Origin of the sequence: Streptomyces sp. CB02923 (assembly GCF_001905005.1) — a bacterium.
GTDB lineage: Bacteria > Actinomycetota > Actinomycetes > Streptomycetales > Streptomycetaceae > Streptomyces.
Genome location: NZ_LWKZ01000024.1, coordinates 957,726 through 976,051 on the forward strand (window position 1 = coordinate 957,726; position 18,326 = coordinate 976,051).

Genomic DNA, 18,326 nt, shown 5'->3' on the forward strand with positions numbered 1-18,326 from the left:
CGGGGCGCGCGTAGACATCATGGCCGTCACCACCACCGCTCCCGCCACCCCCGCCACGGCGGCACCATCCCGGAAGGGCGGCGCGGTCGTGGTGACGGCCGTGCTCGTCCTGCTGATCGCCGCCCTCGCACTCGTCGACATCGCCCAGGGCACCTCCGGTGTCGGCGCGGCAGAGGTGTGGAAGGCGCTCACCGGGCAGGCCGACCAGGCGGACGCCTCCGTCGTCATCGCCTCGCGGCTGCCGCGCATGGCCGCCGGACTCCTCGTCGGGGCGGTGCTCGGCATGGCCGGCGCCGCCCTTCAGGCCGTCAGCCGCAATGTGCTCGCCGCACCCGACACCCTCGCCGTCAACGCCGGTTCCTACTTCGCCCTCGGGCTGGCCGCCGCGACCGGTGCCACGCTGCCGCTGCTCGCCTCCTCCGGCATCGCCTTCGTCGGCGGCCTGACGGCCGCGGCCGTCGTGCTCGGACTGTCCGGCCTGGGAGCCGGGACCGTGCGGCTGGTGCTGGCGGGCAGCGCTCTCACCCTCGGCCTCAGCTCCGTCACGGAGGGACTGCTGCTGCTGTTCCCCGAAGAGACGGAAGGGCTGTACGCCTGGAACCAGGGCAGCATCGCGCAGAACGGTTTCGGCGGGGTGCTGTGGATGCTGCCGCTCGCCGTCGCCGGACTGGCGGGACTGCTGCTGGTCGCCCGCCGGGTCGACGCCCTGTCGCTCGGCGACGACGCCGCGCGGGGGCTGGGCGTGCCGGTGCGGGCCACCCGGGTGACCACCGTCGTACTGGCCGCGCTGCTGTCCGCCACGGCCGTCACCCTCGCCGGGCCGATCGGCTTCGTCGGACTGTGCGCCCCGGCCGTCGTACGCCTGTTGGCGCGCCGCTACCGCGGCTTCTCCCGGCTGCGCGCGAACGTGACCCGGTCCGCGCTGACCGGTGCGGCCCTGGTGCTCGGCTCGGACGTCGCGCTGCGGGCGCTGGTGCCGTCCGACGTGGCGGTGGCCGTGCCGACCGGTGTGGTGACGAGCCTGATCGGCGCCGCCTTCCTCGTGGTGCTGGCGACCAGGGGCCGGGACTCCGGTGCCGCCGCCCCGCCCGACCGGCTGCGCATCCGCAGCCGGACCGTCTTCGTGACCGTGGCCGCGACGCTGGTGGCGGTGCTGATCGCGCTGGCCGTCGCCGCCGTACTGCTCGGCGACTCCAAGCTGCTGCTCGGAGACGTCATGAACTGGGCGCAGGGCAGGGCCGGCCGGGCCGTCTCCTTCGTCCTCGACACCCGGGTGCCACGGGTCCTCGCCGCCCTCCTCGCGGGCGCGGCCCTCGCCCTGGCGGGCACCCTGGTCCAGGCCGTGACCCGCAATCCGCTCGCCGAACCCGGCGTCATGGGCGTCTCCGGCGGCGCCGCGCTGGGCGCGGTGATCCTGGTGACGACCGTGCCCGAGGCCGGGCCGGTGGGGCTCTCCGGCGCCGCCTTCGCGGGCGCCGCCCTCGCCTGCGCGCTCGTCTTCGGGCTGTCCGCGCGCGGTGGCTTCCGGCAGAATCGCCTCGTCCTGGTCGGCATGGGAGTCGCCACCGCGAGCGCCGCCCTGATCAGCCTGCTCATCGTCCTGACCGATCCGTTCAACGCCACCAAGGCGCTGACCTGGCTGTCCGGTTCGACGTACGGGCGGACCCTGCCCGACCTGCTGCCGCTCGCCGTCGTCCTGGTGGCGGCGGTCGCCGTGGCGGTCGTACGGCGCACCGAACTGGACCTCGTCTCGCTCGACGAGGACACGCCGAGGCTGCTGGGACTGGGGCTGCCGCGCGCACGCCTCGGCTTCCTGACGCTGGGCGTCCTGCTGAGCGCGACGGCCGTCGCCGCCGCCGGAACCATCTCCTTCGTCGGCCTGGTCGCCCCGCACGCGGCGCGCGCCCTGGTGGGCCGCCGGCACGTACGGGTGGTGCCGGTGGCGGTGCTGCTGGGCGCGGTGCTGGTGGGCACGGCGGACATGGTGGGCCGCACGGTTATCGCACCGGCCCAGCTCGGCGCCGGGCTGCTCACGGCGGTCATCGGGACGCCGTATTTCCTGTGGCTGCTGATACGGAGCCGGAGGGCGGGGCGGTGAGGGTGGGGCGGTGAGGGCGGGGGCAACCACTTGAGCCCCCCCCGATTCCCTCGATTCCCTAAACTTCCCTATTGCCACCCCTGACAGGGAAGTTTAGGGTGTCTTTGTGAATGATCGTCTCTACTCCGTGGAACAAGTGGCCGAGCGCCTGGGTCTGCACGTACGCACCGTCCGCAACTACGTACGGGACGGACGGCTCACCGCCGTCCGCATCGGCAAGCAGTACCGGATCGCACACGAGGACCTGGAAGCCTTCACCGGCCGCCCGGTCCCCGCCGACCCCGGGGACCGGGCGGCCGACGGGCCGCGGCACAGCGAGGTGACGAGCGTCGTGGAGATCGACGCCGTCGACGCCCGGACCGCCGACCGGCTGTCCACCCTTCTGACCAGCTCGGCCGCCCACCGCAGCCAGGGCGACAGGCCCCTGCGGATCGAGACGGCGTACTACCCGGAGCGGGCCCGGATGAAGGTCGTCATTCTCGGCGGACTGGGCGACACCGCCCGCCTGTTCGACTACATGGAGGGGGTACTCGACTCATGAGCACGAGCACGGGAACAAGCAGCACGAGCACGAGTACGAGCACGAGATCGAGCACGATCTACAAGTCCGTGGCCGGTGCGGAGGAGATCCGGCGGCGCTACCGGGAGACGCTGGACAACTGGCCCGTACCCGCCGAGCGGATACGGGTACCGACCCGCGAAGGCGAGACCTTCGTCCTCGTCTCCGGCCCGCAGGACGCTCCGCCCGTGGTGCTGCTGCACGGCGCGGGAGCGAACGCGACCACGTGGCAGGCCGACATCGCCACCTGGTCGCGGCACTTCCGTACGTACGCCGTCGACATCATCGGCGAACCGGGCCTGAGCGCGCCGTCCCGCCCGCCCCTGGCCTCGGACGCGCACGCGCTGTGGCTCGACGACGTACTGGACGGGCTGGGCATCACGACCGCAGCCGTCGCCGGTGCCTCCCTCGGCGGCTGGCTGGCACTGGACTACCTCATACGCCGCCCGCACCGGGTGACCCGTCTGGCCCTGCTGTGCCCCGGCGGGGTGGGGAAGCAGCGGGTGGGATTGCTCTTCAAGACCCTGTTCCTGCGCGCGTTCGGACGCTGGGGAGTCCGCCGTTCGGTACGGAGCGCCACGGGCCTGCACACGCTGCGGGAGGGCCCCGTACTCGACCAGGTGGTGCTGACCTTCACGCAGTTCAAGCCGCGGATGGAGCGGCTGCCGGTGTTCCCGGACGACGCGCTGCGCGGCCTGGGCGTACCCGTGCTGGTGATCGCCGGTACCGCCGATGCCTTCTTCGACTCGGAGGGCACGGCCCGGCGCGTACGGGAGAACGTCCCGGACGGGACCGTGCGGCTGCTGCCCGGGGTCGGACATGCGGTCCTGGGGCAGGCCGAACCCATGGTGGAGTTCTTGCACGGGTGAGGGGTGGGGAGTGAGGGGCGAGGGCGGGCGGGCCACGCCTTCGACGCGGCCCTGTCCCCTATCCCCCTGCCCCTGCCCCTGCCCCTGCCCCTGCCCCTGCCCCACGTCACCCCGTCGTCAGCCTCGTCCGGACCAGGGCCACGACCTCGTCGTCGGTGAGGCCGAGAGTGCGGGCCTCGGCCACCAGCTGGCCCACGCGTTCGGTGAGGCGTACGCGCGCCGGGGACGCCTCACCCGTCACCACGGCACCGCGGCCGCGGCGGAGTTCGATCAGCCCCTCGTCCTTCAGGCGCTGGTAACCGCGCAGCACCGTATGCACGTTGACGCCCAGGGACTCGGCGAGCGCACGGGCCGCGGGCAGACGTTCGCCGGACCGTACGGAGCCTTCGGCGAGGGCTCCCCGGACCGCGGCGGCGATCTGGTCGCCGAGCGGGACCGGGGAGGCCTGGTCGATGCGGAAAAGCACGTCAAGTCCTCTGTCCGGGGTCGGAGGCGGAGCCGGGTTTTTGGTCATCGGGTCCGGTGGTGCCACCGGGCTTCCGCTCAGGTCCACCGGTGTTGCCGGCGTCGTGCCCACGGGCGACGAGCGCGTTCAGAAGCGCCGCCGCGGTGGCCGCGTCGTCGACGGTCACCACGAACACACGGCCGTTCGTCAGCCGCAGCGCGAGCGCCTCGCCGGTACGCAGTACGACGCCGCTGCGCCCGGACCGTATCCGGTAGCCCCAGCCTCCGAAGTCGCGCAGCGGGTTGACCTGCTGGACTCCCGCTTCCTCCATCCGGGCCAGCGGGATGCGCAGGCGGGGGCGCGGTACGAAGGGCGAGGCGATGGTCAGGCCCCGGTGGTCGGCGGTGACCCGTACACCCGCGAACACGACGCTGGACACACACGCGACCCCGAAGCCCACCGCGCCGACCCAGTTCACCGCGAGGCCGAAGACCACGGCGATGGCCAGGAAGCCGGGGGCGAGGACGAGCAGGACGGGCGAGCCGACGGTCCGCGACCAGCCGACGGTCTCGCCGTTCGCGAGATCCAGGGGCGGCGCCACCCGCGACGGCCCGGCCACCTTGTCCGCCCGTACCCGGTCGCGGCCGGCGCACAGCCACCCCGCCACCCCGCCGATGACCGCGACGCCCAGCGCCACGGCTATGTGCACCGGCGGGAAGTGGACCGCCGACGCGTCACCGGCGTCCGCGTTCAGCAGCAGGATCGATACACACATATAGCCGAACAGGCCCATCAGTCCGTAGCCGACGCTGATCGCCCAGCGCAGGACGCCTGCCGCCTCGTTGCGCAGCACCAGTACGCCGATGACGGCACCGAAGATGACTGGCATACCCACCGATAACGTGAGGAAGTCGGAAGCGGCGGCGAAGTCGTCACTGGCGCCGCCCGCGGTGAAGTGCACGGCCAGCGGGTCGGGCACCCGGTCCCGGACCGCCCGGTAGACCGCGATGACGGTCGCGATGACGAGGAGGAACGGCAGTACGGCGAGCAGCGCCCGCCAAGGGCGGCGGGTCTCGGGCGGCCCGACGGCGGATCCGGCTTGCACAGCATTCATGAGCGACTCCCTTTGTTTGCCTTACAGTAGAACAATAGAACAACACGTCGGAGAGGCCGCCGATTATTCACAGATCTCATATGTGAGATACCGTCTTGCTCATGGCAGACGACTACCTCGTACGCATCGGCAGGCTCATCCGCGACGCGCGGCAGCATCGAGGCTGGACCCAGACGCAGCTCGCGGAGGCGCTCGGTACGAGCCAGAGCGCGGTCAACCGCATCGAACGCGGCAACCAGAACATCAGCCTTGAGATGATCGCGCGCATCGGCGAGGCCCTGGACAGTGAAATCGTCTCGCTGGGGTACGCGGGACCCATGCACCTTCGCGTCGTCGGCGGCCGACGGCTGTCCGGGAGCATCGACGTCAAGACGAGCAAGAACGCGTGCGTGGCCCTGCTGTGCGCCACGCTGCTCAACGCGGGCCGCACCACGCTGCGCCGGGTGGCCCGCATCGAGGAGGTCTACCGGATCCTGGAGGTGCTGGGCAGCATCGGCGTCCGCACCCGCTGGATCAACGACGGCAACGACCTGGAGATCGTGCCGCCGGCCGAACTGGACCTGGACGCCATGGACACGGAGGCGGCGCGCCGCACCCGCAGCGTCATCATGTTCCTCGGTCCGCTGCTGCACCGCATGGACCACTTCAAGATCCCGTACGCGGGCGGCTGCGACCTCGGTACGCGGACGATCACGCCGCACATGACGGCGCTGCGCCACTTCGGCCTGGAGATCACCGCGACGGAGGGCACGTACCACGCCGACGTGGATCGTTCCATCGCCCCCAAGCGCGCGATCGTCCTGACCGAGCGCGGCGACACCGTGACGGAGAACGCCCTGCTGGCCGCCGCACGGCACGACGGCGTGACGGTCATCCGCAACGCGTCCTCCAACTACATGGTCCAGGACCTGTGCTTCTTCCTGGAGGAGCTGGGCGTACGGGTCGAGGGCGTCGGCACCACCACACTGACCGTGCACGGCGTCGCACGCATCGACCGCGACGTGGACTACGCGCCCTCCGAGGACCCCGTCGAGGCGATGAGCCTGCTCGCGGCCGCCGTCGTCACCGAGTCCGAACTGACCATCCGCCGCGTCCCGGTCGAGTTCCTGGAGATCGAACTCGCCGTCCTGGAGGAGATGGGCCTCGACCACGAGCGCAGCGCGGAGTACGCCGCCGACAACGGCCGGACCCGCCTCATCGACCTCACGGTCCGCCCCTCCAAGCTCCAGGCCCCCCTGGACAAGATCCACCCCATGCCCTTCCCGGGCCTGAACATCGACAACGTCCCGTTCTTCGCCGCCATCGCGGCCAGCGCCCAGGGCCAGACCCTGATCCACGACTGGGTCTACGACAACCGCGCCATCTACCTCACCGACCTCAACCGCCTCGGTGCCCAGGTCAAACTCCTCGACCCGCACCGCGTCCTGGTCGACGGCCCCACCCGCTGGCGCTCCGCCGAAATGATGTGCCCCCCGGCCCTGCGCCCCGCAGTCGTCATCCTCCTCGCGATGATGGCCGCCGAGGGCACGTCCGTCCTGCGCAACGTCTATGTCATCAACCGCGGTTACGAGGACCTGGCGGAACGGCTGAACTCGATCGGGGCGCAGATCGAGATCTTCCGGGATATCTGACCCCGCATCCCCCTCATCCCCCGAAGCCGGGTCGCGCCCAACCCCTTGGCGGCCGTGGGCCGGAGCGGTCGGCGCCGGGGTCGTCGTCCTGACGGTAATGACGGCCAGCTTCCTGCCGGACCACACCGTGGTGGTCGGCTCGGCCTTCGCGCGGCCGGCTTCGGGACGCCACCGAGGACGCCTGGGACGACGCGCACCGGACACCCCGCGACACGGTGGAGAAGAGGACGCTCACCCTGAGCGTGCTGACGATCCTGCTGTCCTGAGGGAGCGAGACGGGTCAACGGGGGTGTTCCCGCCGCTGCCTTGTCGATGCACCTTGGCCTGTGTCCCGAGATGCCTGACAGTTTCCACACAAAGCCTGCGTGAACAGAACATCCAGTCGACACTTGAAGGTATGTCAGGTATGCCGCATTCCACGGAAGTAAGCAAAACCCGCCGCTTCCCCTAAGAAACACACTGGTCACGGCCTGTGGTCCCCGCGTGTGCGGGGTTGATCCCACCCTGTACCTGCTGTCGAAGAAGGGCGGGGCGTGGTCCCCGCGTGTGCGGGGTTGATCCCGGCTGCCCGGCCCGGCAAGGTCTTCGACCCGTGGTCCCCGTGCATGTGGGGACCACGCATGAACATGCCGCACACCCGCGTCGAAGAGCGGCTGGTTTGCCGCGTGGTGCAGCCGATGGTGTCAACTGTCTTGAGCAGGGCGTTTTTCACCAGGGCGCCTCCCCTTGTGGCGGCGGATCTCGGCGGGTCCGGCGGGCGTGAGGGGAGCCGGCCGGAGGCGGATCGGCGTGGTCGGGCGGCCGGGCCGGGGCAGGTGCGCGGGCACGGGCACGGGCACGGGCCGGCCATTGCGCCCCAGCCTGCGCTGGATCTCCCGCCCCAGGACAAAACTCAGCGGTATCACGGCTGCGCCTACGGCGGCTGTGAGGACACCCCGCCTACCGGACGTTCCGGCGCGTGCCGCCGCCATGCCGCCTGCCAACGGCCAGGTGGGTCCCGGGTACATGGAAGGACGGCACCTCCGAGCGGCAGGACAGGATGTGTGCGAGCCAGCGGGTGCGCAGGTCGGACAGCGGATCGGGCACCGGGTCGAGCGGCGGGTCGGGCTGTGACCACTGTGAATGACCAGGCGGGCGATGGCCAGACCATGCCGCAGCGTTCCGACGGTGCCCGGAGCCAGGGAGCGACGGTTTTGCGTCGATGGCTCGGGCGGGGGGAAACAGCGGACGGCCGTGGACACCTGGGTTTTTACGCTCTCTCCACAGAAACATTGTTCCGATCCGGCCAATCACATGTCTCGGGAACCATTGCCCACGTCATGTTCCTACGCCTAGCGTCAGCGGACGCGAATGGTCGCCGGACCATACCTGCATTCCCTCGCGCCATCGCCTGCCGCAGGTGCAACACGTCGCATGTTCAACGTCTGTGAGCCGCCTCGCCCTTACGCGAATCTGTCGTATATCGACGCGATGAACGGTGTCTCTATGCGTCTGATCTCATCTCCTGACCCCGCCACGAAAACGACTCGGCATTGAGCGGCCGACAGCGCGTCGCCATTGTCGTGGGCGCCCGCCGGGAAGCCGTCAAACTCGCCCCGGTCGCCCGGGAATTACGACGCACGCGCTGGGCCGAGCCGGCCGTGCTCACCACCGGCCGGCACAGCACGGCGGTACGGAACACCCTCGCCTGCTTCGGCCTGCGCCCCGAGATCGAAATCGAACTGGGCCCATCCGCCGGCACGGGCGACACAGCCGGTACCGGCGGCACAGCCGGTACCGGCGGCACAGCCGGTACCGGCGGCACAGCCGATGCGGGGCCGGTCGCCGAGCTGACGGCCGCTCTGCACAGCGGACTCGGTCACCGCCTGCGCGCGCCCGGCGTACACGCGGTGCTCGTCCAGGGAGACACCTCGTCCGCGCCGGCCGGGGCGATGGCCGCCTTCTTCGCCAAGATCTCCGTCGTGCACGTGGAGGCGGGGCTGCGCTCCGGCGACGCGCGCAGCCCGTTCCCGGAGGAGGCCCACCGCCGGATGATCGCCGAGCTGAGCGATCTCCACCTGGCGCCCACGCATACCGCCCGCCGGAACCTGCTCGCCCAGGGAGTGGCGGCCGACCGGATCGTGGTGACGGGGAACACCGTGATCGACGCCGTCGTCGCCGCGAGCCGGAGCCCGCGCCACCGCACCGCATCCGAACTCCGCGAAATCGAACAGGATTCCGCTCCGCTGGTCGTCGTGACCGCACACCGGCGGGAGAACCGGGGCGAGCCGATCCGGCGGGTGGGCCGGGCGGTGGCAGCACTGAGCCGTCAATATCCCGACGTGACGTTCGTCGTCGCCGCGCATATGAATCCCTCGGTCCGTATCGCGATCGAGGAAACACTGCGAGGCCGGCCCAACGTCCGGCTGCCGGGGCCGATTCCGTACGACGCCTTCGCCCGCCTCCTGTCCCGGTCCGTTCTGGCCATCACCGACTCCGGCGGAATTCAGGAGGAGGCGGCGGCCTTCGGCCTGCCGATTCTGATGACCCGGGACAACACCGAGCGGACCGAAGGGATTGATTCCGGTCCGGCCCGGCTCGTCGGTACGGACGAGACAGAGATCGTGGCGGCGGCGGAAAAGGAATTCGTCCGCGAGGGCGTGCTGGACACCAGAAAGCCGAACCGGCCTTTCCCCCGGCCCAACCCGTACGGCGACGGACGGGCCGCCCGGCGCTGCGCCGCCGCCTGCGGCTGGCTGCTGGGTCTGACCCCCAGGCCGCCCGACATCACTGATCAGGAGACGCGATGACCACTCCCGCCAACGTGCCCATCGGCACGATCGTCACGGTCGCCGGTACCGGCGCGACCGGCTTCGAAGGGGACGGCGGCCCCGCTGTCCAGGCCGAGCTCAACAGTCCGCGGATCGCCCTGGACCGGGCCGGGAACCTCTATCTCTCCGAGATCGGCAATCACCGCGTCCGCAAGGTCGGCACCGACGGCGTCATCACCACGATCGCGGGAACCGGCACGTCCGGTTTCAGCGGTGACGGGGGTCCTGCCACCGCCGCCCAGCTCAGCCAGCCGCTGGGCGTCGCGGTCGACGGCGCCGGCAACGTGTACGTGGCGGAATGGAGCAACTGCCGGGTGCGCAAGGTGACACCGAACGGTGTCATCACCACCGTGGCGGGCGGCGGGTCGGGCGGGGACGGCGGGCGCGCCGTGGACGCCTCGCTCAGCTATCCCTTCGCCGTGGCGGTGGACACGGCCGGAAACCTGTATGTCACCGAGCGGTTCGGCCGGCGGGTACGGAAGATCACGCCGGATGGCCTCATCCACACGGTCGCGGGCTCCGGAACGGCTGGTTTCAGCGGGGACAGCGGGCCGGCCACCGCCGCCGAGCTCAACAGCCCCAAAGGACTGGGCGTGGACAGCGCCGGCAACCTCTACATCGGCGACCAGGACAACCAACGGCTGCGCAAGGTCGACACGCACGGCGTCATCACCACCGTCGCGGGCAACGGGTCACCCGGCTACGTCCGGGACGGCGGCCCGGCCACCGACACCCGGCTGAACGGCCCCGAGGGCTCGGTGACGGACGACGCCGGCAACCTCTACTTCGCCGACGGCGGCAACCACCGCATCCGCAAGATCCGTACCGACGGCACCATCGTCACCATCGCGGGCAACGGCACGGGCGGCTACGAGGGGGACGAGGTACCCGCCGACACCACCACGCTCTACTTCCCCACCACGCTGGCGCTGAACGACGCCGGCGACCTGTACGTGGCCGACGGCGGCAACCAGCGCATCCGCAAGATCGTGGGAGCGACCCGGTACGACCCCTCCGCCCCCGCGGTCGCCGATCTCTTCGGCGAGGTCGTCAGCCCGCACACCGTCCAGCGCGGCCAGGAGTTCGACCTCGGCGCCCGGATCAAGAACCGGGGCCCGTCCACCGTCGACGGGCAGCAGGTCACGGTCGTCCTCACCCTGGCCGACGGCCTGGTCGGCGGCCCCGGCACCACCGGGCAGCGCCTGACCCGCACCTTCCCCGGCGCCCGGCTCATTCCGCAGTACGCCTCGCTGGACGGGGTGTTCCGGGTCACCGCGCCGGAGACCACGCCCCCCGGCTCGTATGCGTCCACACTGGAGATCCAGTACGCCGGGGAACTCAACCTGAAGGACAACACCTTCACCCTGCCCGTCGTGGTCGTCGCGCCGGCTCCGGTGACGGACGAGACCGCGTTGGAGATCCGCCAGGAGAGCGTCCCGCGGACGGCGGCAGGCCAGACCGCCAAGTTCAACGTCGTCTTCAACTCGCCCGCCGGCGAGCCGGTCAACCCCGGAGACATCGTCCAACGGTTCTCCGCGCCCACCGGCTTCGTCTTCACCGGTCAGCCGTCGTACGGCTACTACAACACCATCCACGGTGTGATCGCCGGAAACCTGCCGTACGAGATCGGGAACGCCGGCCGGACCCTGATCATCACGGCCAATCCGCACGTCAACACCACGTCCAGCGACACCGGCCCGCTCGTCTACACGATCGGGGTCCAGGCACTCGCCGACGCTCGGCCCGGTGTCCACCGCGACGGCAGCGCCAGCGTCGGCAAGCACGCTCCCGTCCAGATCTCGGCCGAGATCACCGGCGGCTCCCAGGACGAGCCGGCGCTGCGCCTGGCCCAGGAGAGCGTGCCCGAGGCGAAACCGGGCGACACCGTCTCGTTCAACGTCGAGATCCGCTCGCCGGACAACCAGCCGGTCAACCCGGGCACGCTGGCCCAGCGCTTCACCGCCCCCACCGGCTTCGTGTTCACCGGCGGCGCCTCGTACGGCTACTACTACGTCCAGCCCGCCGTCACCGGGAACCTCCAGACGCGGCTCGAAGACGGCGGCCGGACTCTCGTCGTCACCTCCGACCCGCACCTCAACACCGGCGCCACCGACCGGACCGCGTTGCTCTACACGATCGGCATCCGCGCACTGCCCGACGCGGCACCCGGCTCGCGGCCCACCGACGGCAGCGCGGCCATCGGGCGCCTGGCACCCGTACCGCTGTCCGCCCACGTCCTCTGAACCTCGACAGGAGCAGCGATCATGACCACCGCATCCAGCACCGGAACCGGTCCGCAGCCCGCGGGCCTGCTCGACGGCTCGATAGCCACCGTCGCTGGCAACGGCGTGGCCGGATTCATCTCCGACGGGGGGCACGGCGCGCTGACCCGGGTCCACTACCCCCAAGGGGTGACCGTCGACAGGAACGGCAACCTGTTCATCGCCGACCGGTACAACCACCGTATCCGCAAGGTCACCCCGAACGGCATCATCACCACCGTCGCCGGCGACGGCACCGCCGGATACATCTCCGACGGCGGCCCCGCGCTCGCCACCCGGCTGCACTACCCCGCGGACGTGGCCGTGGACGACGCGGGCAACCTCTACATCGCGGACACCAACAACCACCGGGTCCGCAAGGTCACCCCGAACGGCATCATCACCACCGTCGCGGGCAACGGCGAGGCCGGGTACATCTCCGACGGCGGTCCGGCCATCGCCACCCGGCTCCACTACCCGCACGCCCTGACCGTCGACCGCTCGGGCAACCTCTTCATCTCGGACCACCACAACCACCGTGTGCGCAAGGTGACCCCCAACGGCATCATCACCACCGTCGCGGGCAATGGCACCGCCGGATACATCTCCGACGGCGGCCCCGCGATCTCGACCCGGCTCTACCACCCCATGGGGCTGGTGGTGGGCGCCGAGGGCAGCCTGTACATCGCCGACCGCTACAACCACCGCGTGCGCAAGGTGACGTCCAACGGCATCATCACCACCGTCGCGGGCAACGGCACCGCCGGATACATCTCCGACGGCGGACCCGCCCTCGGCACCCGGCTCCACTACCCGTGGGGCCTGGCGCTGGACGAGGCCGGGAGCCTGTATATCGGCGACGGTCACAACCACCGCATCCGCAAGGTCACATCGGACGGCATCATCACCACCGCCGCGGGCAACGGAACCGCCGGGTACGTGGACGACGGCGGACCTGCCGCCGGCACCCGGCTGTTCTACCCCTACAGCGTGGCCCTGGACCGGGGCGGCAATCTGTACATCGCGGACTGCAACAACCACCGCGTGCGCGGAGTGACGGCCGTGGCGCAGATGACGCCGCCGCCCCCGCCGGCCGCCGACCTGTACGGCGAGGTCGTCAGCCCCTACCGCGTGCAGCGGGACCAGGAATTCGACCTCGGCGCGCGGATCCGCAACCGCGGCCCCAACCCGGCGGACGGGCAGTACGTGACCGTGGTGCTGAATCTGGCCGACGGCCTCGTCGGCGGCCCCGGCAGCAGCGGCCGACGGCTCACCCGCACCTTCTCCGGACAACAGCTGCTGCCCCAACAGGGCACGCTGGACGGCGTGTTCCGGGTCAGCGCGCCGGCCAACACCCCGCCCGGCACGTACCTCTCCACGCTGGAGATCCAGTACGGCGGCGACCTCAATCTCAAGGACAACGCGTACACCCTGCCCGTCACGATCGTGGTGCCCGACCCCGTGGCGGACGAGACAGCACTGACGATCTTCCAGGACACCGTCCCGCAGGTCGCGCCGGGCCAGCGCACCGACTTCAACCTGCGGTACACCTCGCCCGCCGGACAGCCGGTCAACCCCGGAACGATCGTCCAGCGCTTCACCGCACCGACCGGGTTCGTCTTCACCGGCCAGCCCACCTACGCGTACTACGAGACCATCCACGGCGTCATCTCGGGGAACCTGAGCCACCGCATCCTGGACGAGGGGCGCACGCTACTCATCACCGCCAACCCACACGTCAACACCACCACCAGTGACACCGGTTCGGTGGTCTACACCATCCCGGTGCAGGCCCGCACCGATGCCCTGCCCGGACGGTACGACAACGGCTCGGCGAGCATCGGCCGGCACACCCCGGTCCAGCTCTCCGGCACCATCTCGGGGACCGCACAGGACGAGACGGCGCTGCGGGCGGTGCAGGAGTCGGTGCCCGCGGCCGCGCCGGGCCGGCACACCACGTTCAACCTGGAGCTGCGGTCGCTGGGCAACCAGCCGGTCAACCCCGGCACCGTCGAGCAGCGCTTCACCGCCCCCACCGGTTTCGCGTTCACCGGCAGTGCCTCCTACGGCTACTACTTCGTGACGCCGTACGTGACCGGAAACCTCGACGGCCGGCTGGAGGACGGCGGCAAGACCCTCGTCATCAGCTCCAACCCGCACCTGAACACCGGGACCACGGACAAGACGGCGCTGATCTACACCCTCGGCATCCGGGCACTGGCCGACGCCCAGCCGGGCACCCGGTCGGACGACGGCTCGGCCGCCATCGGCCGCCTGACGCCCGTGCCACTGAGCGCCCGCGTCACCTGACCATCCCCGCACCGCAGACCAGGGCCCCGACCGCGCGGTCGGGGCCCTTGGGCTGACAGAGCCCGCCGCCAACCACCGGAAGACCTCCGGACAGCAGTCGGACGAACAGGACACGACACGCTCCGCCAACCACCGCAGGCACGTCGCCCCGGCAGGCAGGACCGGCTCTCAGCTGCCGCGGCGGACCCGGGCCGCCCTGCGGGCCTCGGCGAGCTTTCGGGCCTCGCCGGCCTTGCGGGACTTGCCGCCGGTGCCGCGGGAGGCGTCCTTGCCGGTGCCCAGGCCGCGGAAGGGCGCATGGGTGTTCTTGGCCCGGGGTGCGGCGGGCCCACCGTCGAGCGGGGTGCCGGAAGGGGCCTTGGCCCCGGTGATCCGGCTCAGCTCCGCCTCGCCCGAGCGCACCTTGGTGATCGTCGGCTTGATGCCGGCCTCGGCCAGCAGGCGGCTCATCTCACTGCGCCCGCCCGAAAGGACCAGGGTGACGACGCGGCCGGACTCGCCGGCCCGCGCGGTGCGGCCCGCGCGGTGCACGTAGTCCTTGGGGTCGGTGGGCGGATCGACGTTGACCACCAGATCGAGGTCGTCGACGTGCAGGCCACGGGCCGCGACACCGGTCGCCACCAGGACGGTGATCCGGCCGTTCTTGAACTGCGCGAGGGACCGGGTGCGCTGCGGCTGGGACTTACCGCTGTGCAGGGCCGCGGCAGGCACCCCGCTGCTCCTCAGGTGCCGGGTGAGCTGGTCGACCGCGTGCTTGGTGTCCAGGAACAGCAGTACGCGGCCGTCGCGGGCGGCGATCTCCGTGACGACGGCATACCGGTCGGGGCCGTGGACGACCAGCACATGGTGGTCCATGCTCGTGACCGCGCCTGCGGACGGGTCGACCGCGTGCTCGACGGGGTCGTGGAGGTAACGCCGGACCAGTTGGCCGACGTCGCGGTCCAGCGTGGCGGAGAACAGCATCCGCTGGCCGTCCGGGCGCACCTGGTCGAGCACCTCGGTGACTTGCGGCAAGAAGCCCATGTCACACATCTGGTCAGCTTCGTCGAGGACGGTGATCCGTACCCGTCCCGGACGGCAGGCCCCGCGCTCGATGAGGTCACGCAGGCGGCCGGGCGTGGCGACGACGACCTCGGCCCCGTCGCGCAGCGCGGCGGCCTGCCGGCCGATCGACATGCCGCCGACGACCGCGGCCATCCGCAGCCGGAGCGCGTCGGCATACGGCGCGAGCGCTTCGGTGACCTGTTGGGCCAGCTCCCGGGTAGGCACCAGGATCAGGGCGAGGGGCTGCTTCGGCTCCGCGCGCCGCCCGGCCGTCCGCACCAGCAGCGGCAGGCCGAAGGCGAGCGTCTTGCCCGATCCGGTGCGCCCGCGCGCCAGGACGTCGCGTCCCGCGAGGGCGTCGGGCAACGTGGCTGCCTGAATCGGGAAGGGCTCGCGTATGCCGTGCTCGGCGAGCGTTCGCTGCACCTCGACCGGCAAGGCCAGGTCGGCGAAGGAGTCGACCGGGGGCGCCGTCGGGGTGGGACTGACCGGCTGGGCGAGGTCGCCGTGCGAGGTGCCGAGGTGGTCCGGGTGGTTCATGAAGAGCCTTCCGCGTGCGGAACGTACCGAGGGAAGGCCCGGCAGGAAATGAGCAGCCGACGCGCAAGGGAAACCGGGCGGAATCACCGACCGCCACAGCCCTCTCGTCACAACCGCCTAAAGGTCCAAGGGTAACACAAAGTAACCGTACGGCGCACGTGACGCTGAGCGCTCCGACGGTGCCGGCGGTGCCGACGGCGGCAACGCCCCTTGAGACTACCGGCTGCGCCAGCAGGCACGACCGGTAACCAACCGAAAGGCCGTCTGCGCAGGTCAGCGCCTCACAGCTATCCGTCCAGGCAGGTCATGGAGCTATCTGGTCCCCTCCGGAACAGCTGACGGGCGGACTCCGCCGCATCCTTTCCGCCCGGAAGCACAGGAGGAAGATCCTCGCCATCGGCGGCGCTGTCGGCGGCGTGGCTCTGACCGCCGTTGCCGTGATCGCCAGGAACGCCAGCAACGCCAGGAACGCCATGGAACCGAGCGCCGGCGAGGACACCGAGCATCAGGAGTACTCCTCCGCCACTGAAACCACGGGCGAGCCTCGGCAGTCGCCCACCCCCCACCTGCGGAACCTCGCCGAGGGGCAAACCGCCAGCGGGGAAAAGAAGGCGCAGTACAAGGCGGAGACAGGGGCCGACCTCGCACCCGGTACCACCTGGGTCCACCCCTCGGAGGACGAGGACCCCGGCGAAGCCGCAGCCTGAGCACCGGAGCCGAGGTGGGTGGCCGGATGCCGCCCCTCCCCTCGCCCCCGGCTGTCACCAGCGAACGTCCTCGTGCCGAAGTCGCTGAACGGACCGGACAAGCACATGAGCGAACGCGAGGAGCAGTACATGCGCGACGGGGGACCGCAGTGGACACTCACCGTGCCCACAGGCGGCGACACACTCCGGCAGGAGCGCCTCACCCGGGATCTGTACGACAGCCTGGAGGGGGCGGACGGTCTCGTCGTCGGCTTTCATGACGCCGAAGGGCCCGCCGAACCGGGCCGTAAGGGTACGGGCGCGGGCGAGGTGGCTCTTTGGGCCGCTGCCACTGCCGCTGTCGTTCGCCCGGCGTCCCAGGTCCTGATCACCCTGGTCAAGGAGTGGTGCGCCAAGGAACGGCACCGCAAGGTCGTGGTCACCATCGCGGGCGACTCCGTCGAGATCACCGGGCGCCCTGACGCCGCGCAGGAACGCATGGTCCGCGAGTTCCAGGACCGGGTTTCCGGCGACGACAGCTCCGGACCGGATGACAGCGCGGCGTGACCCGCCTCCATAAGCGCCGGGCTCTTCTGATCGGCAACGAGCACTACGACGACGGCCGCTTCTCGCCACTCGCCTCCGTCCGGGCACGGTGTACGCACGGTGCGTGACGGCGGCGAGTTCCACTTCATCGCCAAGGGCACCGACTACGACAGAGTGGCCGCGACCGGTGTCAGCGCCGGGTTCCTCAACGATTCACTGGAAGAGTGCGTCGCACCGCAGAAGATCGTGATGATCGACTGCTGTCGCAGCGGCGGGTTCGCCATGGGTCTGCGTACGTCGGACCGACGGCCTGACAGCTCCGTGGCGAAATCCGGCGAGCAGCCCCCGCTGACCAGCAGGGGTGTGTACGTGCTGTCGTCCTCGCGGGCCGGGGAGGACTCGTTCGCCGACGCGGGCGACGGCGACGACGTGAAGCCGTCGGCGTTCACCGGTGAGGTCGTCGAGGCGCTGCGCACGGGGAAGGTCAGCAAGGACGGCGGCAGTGAAGTACAGGTCAGCGACCTGTTCCACTATGTGAACCGGCGTATGCGTGCCCAGGGCGGTGGCCGTCAGGTGCCGGTGCAATCCACGCTCGGCGTCGACGACCGAATCGTCATCGCGGACAGTCCGTTCGGCCGGGCCCCCATCCTCGATCCCCTGAGTCCGCGACCCCGCCCCGGCGCCGAAGGGCCGCCACAGCCGCACGCCGCGAAGTCCGCTCATACGCAGCCCGCCTGGGCCGGCTTGCTGGACTACTACCGCGAGTGCGTTCTGGCCGAAGGCGCCGAGACGCCTCTGATGGAGGCGGGCCACCAGAACACGTCGTACGTATGCCTGGACGGCGCGGAGAGGTTCGTCTCCGGCGACGTGGACGACGGCGGATGCACCGCGCTCCCCGAAGAAGCGGCCTCGCTGGTGGATTCGGCGGCTGAGGACGACGCGGAGCTCTGGGCGGGTTACCCGGCCGTTGTCCTCACCGGGCCACGCTCCGGACGCCCCTGGCGGCACCCGAAGTTCGCGCCGCTTCTGGTACGCCGTGTCGAGATCGTCCAAGGCGAGAACGAGGTGAGGCTGAAGCCGTACGGTCCGGTCCTGCCGCATCCTCAGCTGGCTCTCGACTGGCTCGGCGAGGAAGAGGCCACCCAGCTCATCAACACGTTCCAGCCGTCTTGGCATCGAGGGCAGCACGACCGGATGGCGTTGGAGGTACGCAACCTCCTTACGCAGGAGTTCGAGCTGCCGTGCGTGCAGGAGCTCCGGCCCGACCAACTCGCCGACCGCATCGACGTCCACACACCCGGCCACGGCGCCCGCAACACCTATCGGGCAGACCGCCCTCGGGGCCCTCGCGCCCGAAGCCCCGCAGCGTGACCGGGCCCTCGGCCACACGGAGCCCGAACCGGCGCCCCTCGT

The 18,326-nt window shown here is 70.8% G+C and carries 13 protein-coding genes; 10 read left to right on the forward strand and 3 right to left on the reverse strand.

The features are described 5' to 3' along the window. Window positions 1-19: 19 nt before the first annotated feature. From A6A06_RS27365 to A6A06_RS27375, 3 genes are all read left to right on the forward strand, one after another. Window positions 20-2,098 carry an iron ABC transporter permease gene (locus tag A6A06_RS27365; protein WP_073764243.1) on the forward strand — a complete coding sequence of 693 codons (2,079 nt, stop codon included), beginning with the start codon at window positions 20-22 and terminating at the stop codon, window positions 2,096-2,098. A gap of 106 nt (window positions 2,099-2,204) precedes the next feature. Continuing rightward, complete coding sequence (locus A6A06_RS27370; RefSeq protein WP_073764245.1) at window positions 2,205-2,639, forward strand: helix-turn-helix domain-containing protein; 435 nt, start codon at window positions 2,205-2,207, stop codon at window positions 2,637-2,639. Further along, on the forward strand, window positions 2,636-3,526 hold the full coding sequence (locus tag A6A06_RS27375; protein ID WP_073764247.1) for an alpha/beta fold hydrolase: 891 nt from the start codon (window positions 2,636-2,638) through the stop codon (window positions 3,524-3,526). The genes A6A06_RS27370 and A6A06_RS27375 overlap by 4 nt, the downstream gene beginning before the upstream one ends. Window positions 3,527-3,632: 106 nt before the next feature. On the opposite strand, the gene A6A06_RS27380 is transcribed toward A6A06_RS27375, so the two are convergent. Both A6A06_RS27380 and A6A06_RS27385 read right to left on the reverse strand, forming a co-directional pair. Then, window positions 3,633-3,992 (reverse strand): GntR family transcriptional regulator, encoded by a 360-nt coding sequence (locus A6A06_RS27380; RefSeq protein ID WP_073764249.1) that lies wholly within the window; start codon window positions 3,990-3,992, stop codon window positions 3,633-3,635. A 1-nt stretch (window position 3,993) separates the two neighbouring features. Next, entirely contained in the window at window positions 3,994-5,085 is a 1,092-nt protein-coding gene (locus A6A06_RS27385; RefSeq protein ID WP_199931181.1) for a hypothetical protein, read from the reverse strand. A gap of 101 nt (window positions 5,086-5,186) precedes the next feature. Between A6A06_RS27385 and A6A06_RS27390 the strand changes: the two genes are divergently transcribed. From A6A06_RS27390 to A6A06_RS27425, 4 genes are all read left to right on the forward strand, one after another. After that, window positions 5,187-6,716, forward strand: a complete 1,530-nt coding sequence (locus tag A6A06_RS27390) for a helix-turn-helix domain-containing protein (RefSeq protein ID WP_073764253.1) — start codon at window positions 5,187-5,189, stop codon at window positions 6,714-6,716. 1,532 nt (window positions 6,717-8,248) lie between these two features. Next, window positions 8,249-9,505: a non-hydrolyzing UDP-N-acetylglucosamine 2-epimerase gene (gene wecB / locus A6A06_RS27395; protein WP_073764255.1), complete on the forward strand. Its 1,257-nt coding sequence runs from the start codon at window positions 8,249-8,251 to the stop codon at window positions 9,503-9,505. Further along, window positions 9,502-11,769 carry an NHL repeat-containing protein gene (locus A6A06_RS27405; protein ID WP_199931182.1) on the forward strand — a complete coding sequence of 756 codons (2,268 nt, stop codon included), beginning with the start codon at window positions 9,502-9,504 and terminating at the stop codon, window positions 11,767-11,769. The genes wecB and A6A06_RS27405 overlap by 4 nt, the downstream gene beginning before the upstream one ends. Window positions 11,770-11,790: 21 nt before the next feature. Further along, window positions 11,791-14,097, forward strand: coding sequence for an NHL repeat-containing protein (locus A6A06_RS27425; protein ID WP_242440957.1), 2,307 nt, complete (start codon window positions 11,791-11,793; stop codon window positions 14,095-14,097). A gap of 168 nt (window positions 14,098-14,265) precedes the next feature. On the opposite strand, the gene A6A06_RS27430 is transcribed toward A6A06_RS27425, so the two are convergent. Beyond that, the gene (locus A6A06_RS27430; protein ID WP_073764257.1) at window positions 14,266-15,681 is read right to left on the reverse strand and encodes a DEAD/DEAH box helicase; all 1,416 of its coding nucleotides are present in this window, start codon (window positions 15,679-15,681) and stop codon (window positions 14,266-14,268) included. A gap of 416 nt (window positions 15,682-16,097) precedes the next feature. Here A6A06_RS27430 and A6A06_RS27435 point away from each other — a divergent pair, with 416 nt between their 5' ends. The 3 genes from A6A06_RS27435 to A6A06_RS27445 all read left to right on the forward strand — a co-directional run bounded on the left by A6A06_RS27435 (window position 16,098) and on the right by A6A06_RS27445 (window position 18,284). After that, on the forward strand, window positions 16,098-16,388 hold the full coding sequence (locus tag A6A06_RS27435) for a hypothetical protein (RefSeq protein WP_073764259.1): 291 nt from the start codon (window positions 16,098-16,100) through the stop codon (window positions 16,386-16,388). 105 nt (window positions 16,389-16,493) lie between these two features. Beyond that, entirely contained in the window at window positions 16,494-16,934 is a 441-nt protein-coding gene (locus A6A06_RS27440; protein WP_242440958.1) for a hypothetical protein, read from the forward strand. 99 nt (window positions 16,935-17,033) lie between these two features. Beyond that, the gene (locus A6A06_RS27445) at window positions 17,034-18,284 is read left to right on the forward strand and encodes a caspase family protein (RefSeq protein ID WP_073764261.1); all 1,251 of its coding nucleotides are present in this window, start codon (window positions 17,034-17,036) and stop codon (window positions 18,282-18,284) included. The last annotated feature ends 42 nt before the right edge of the window (window positions 18,285-18,326 follow it).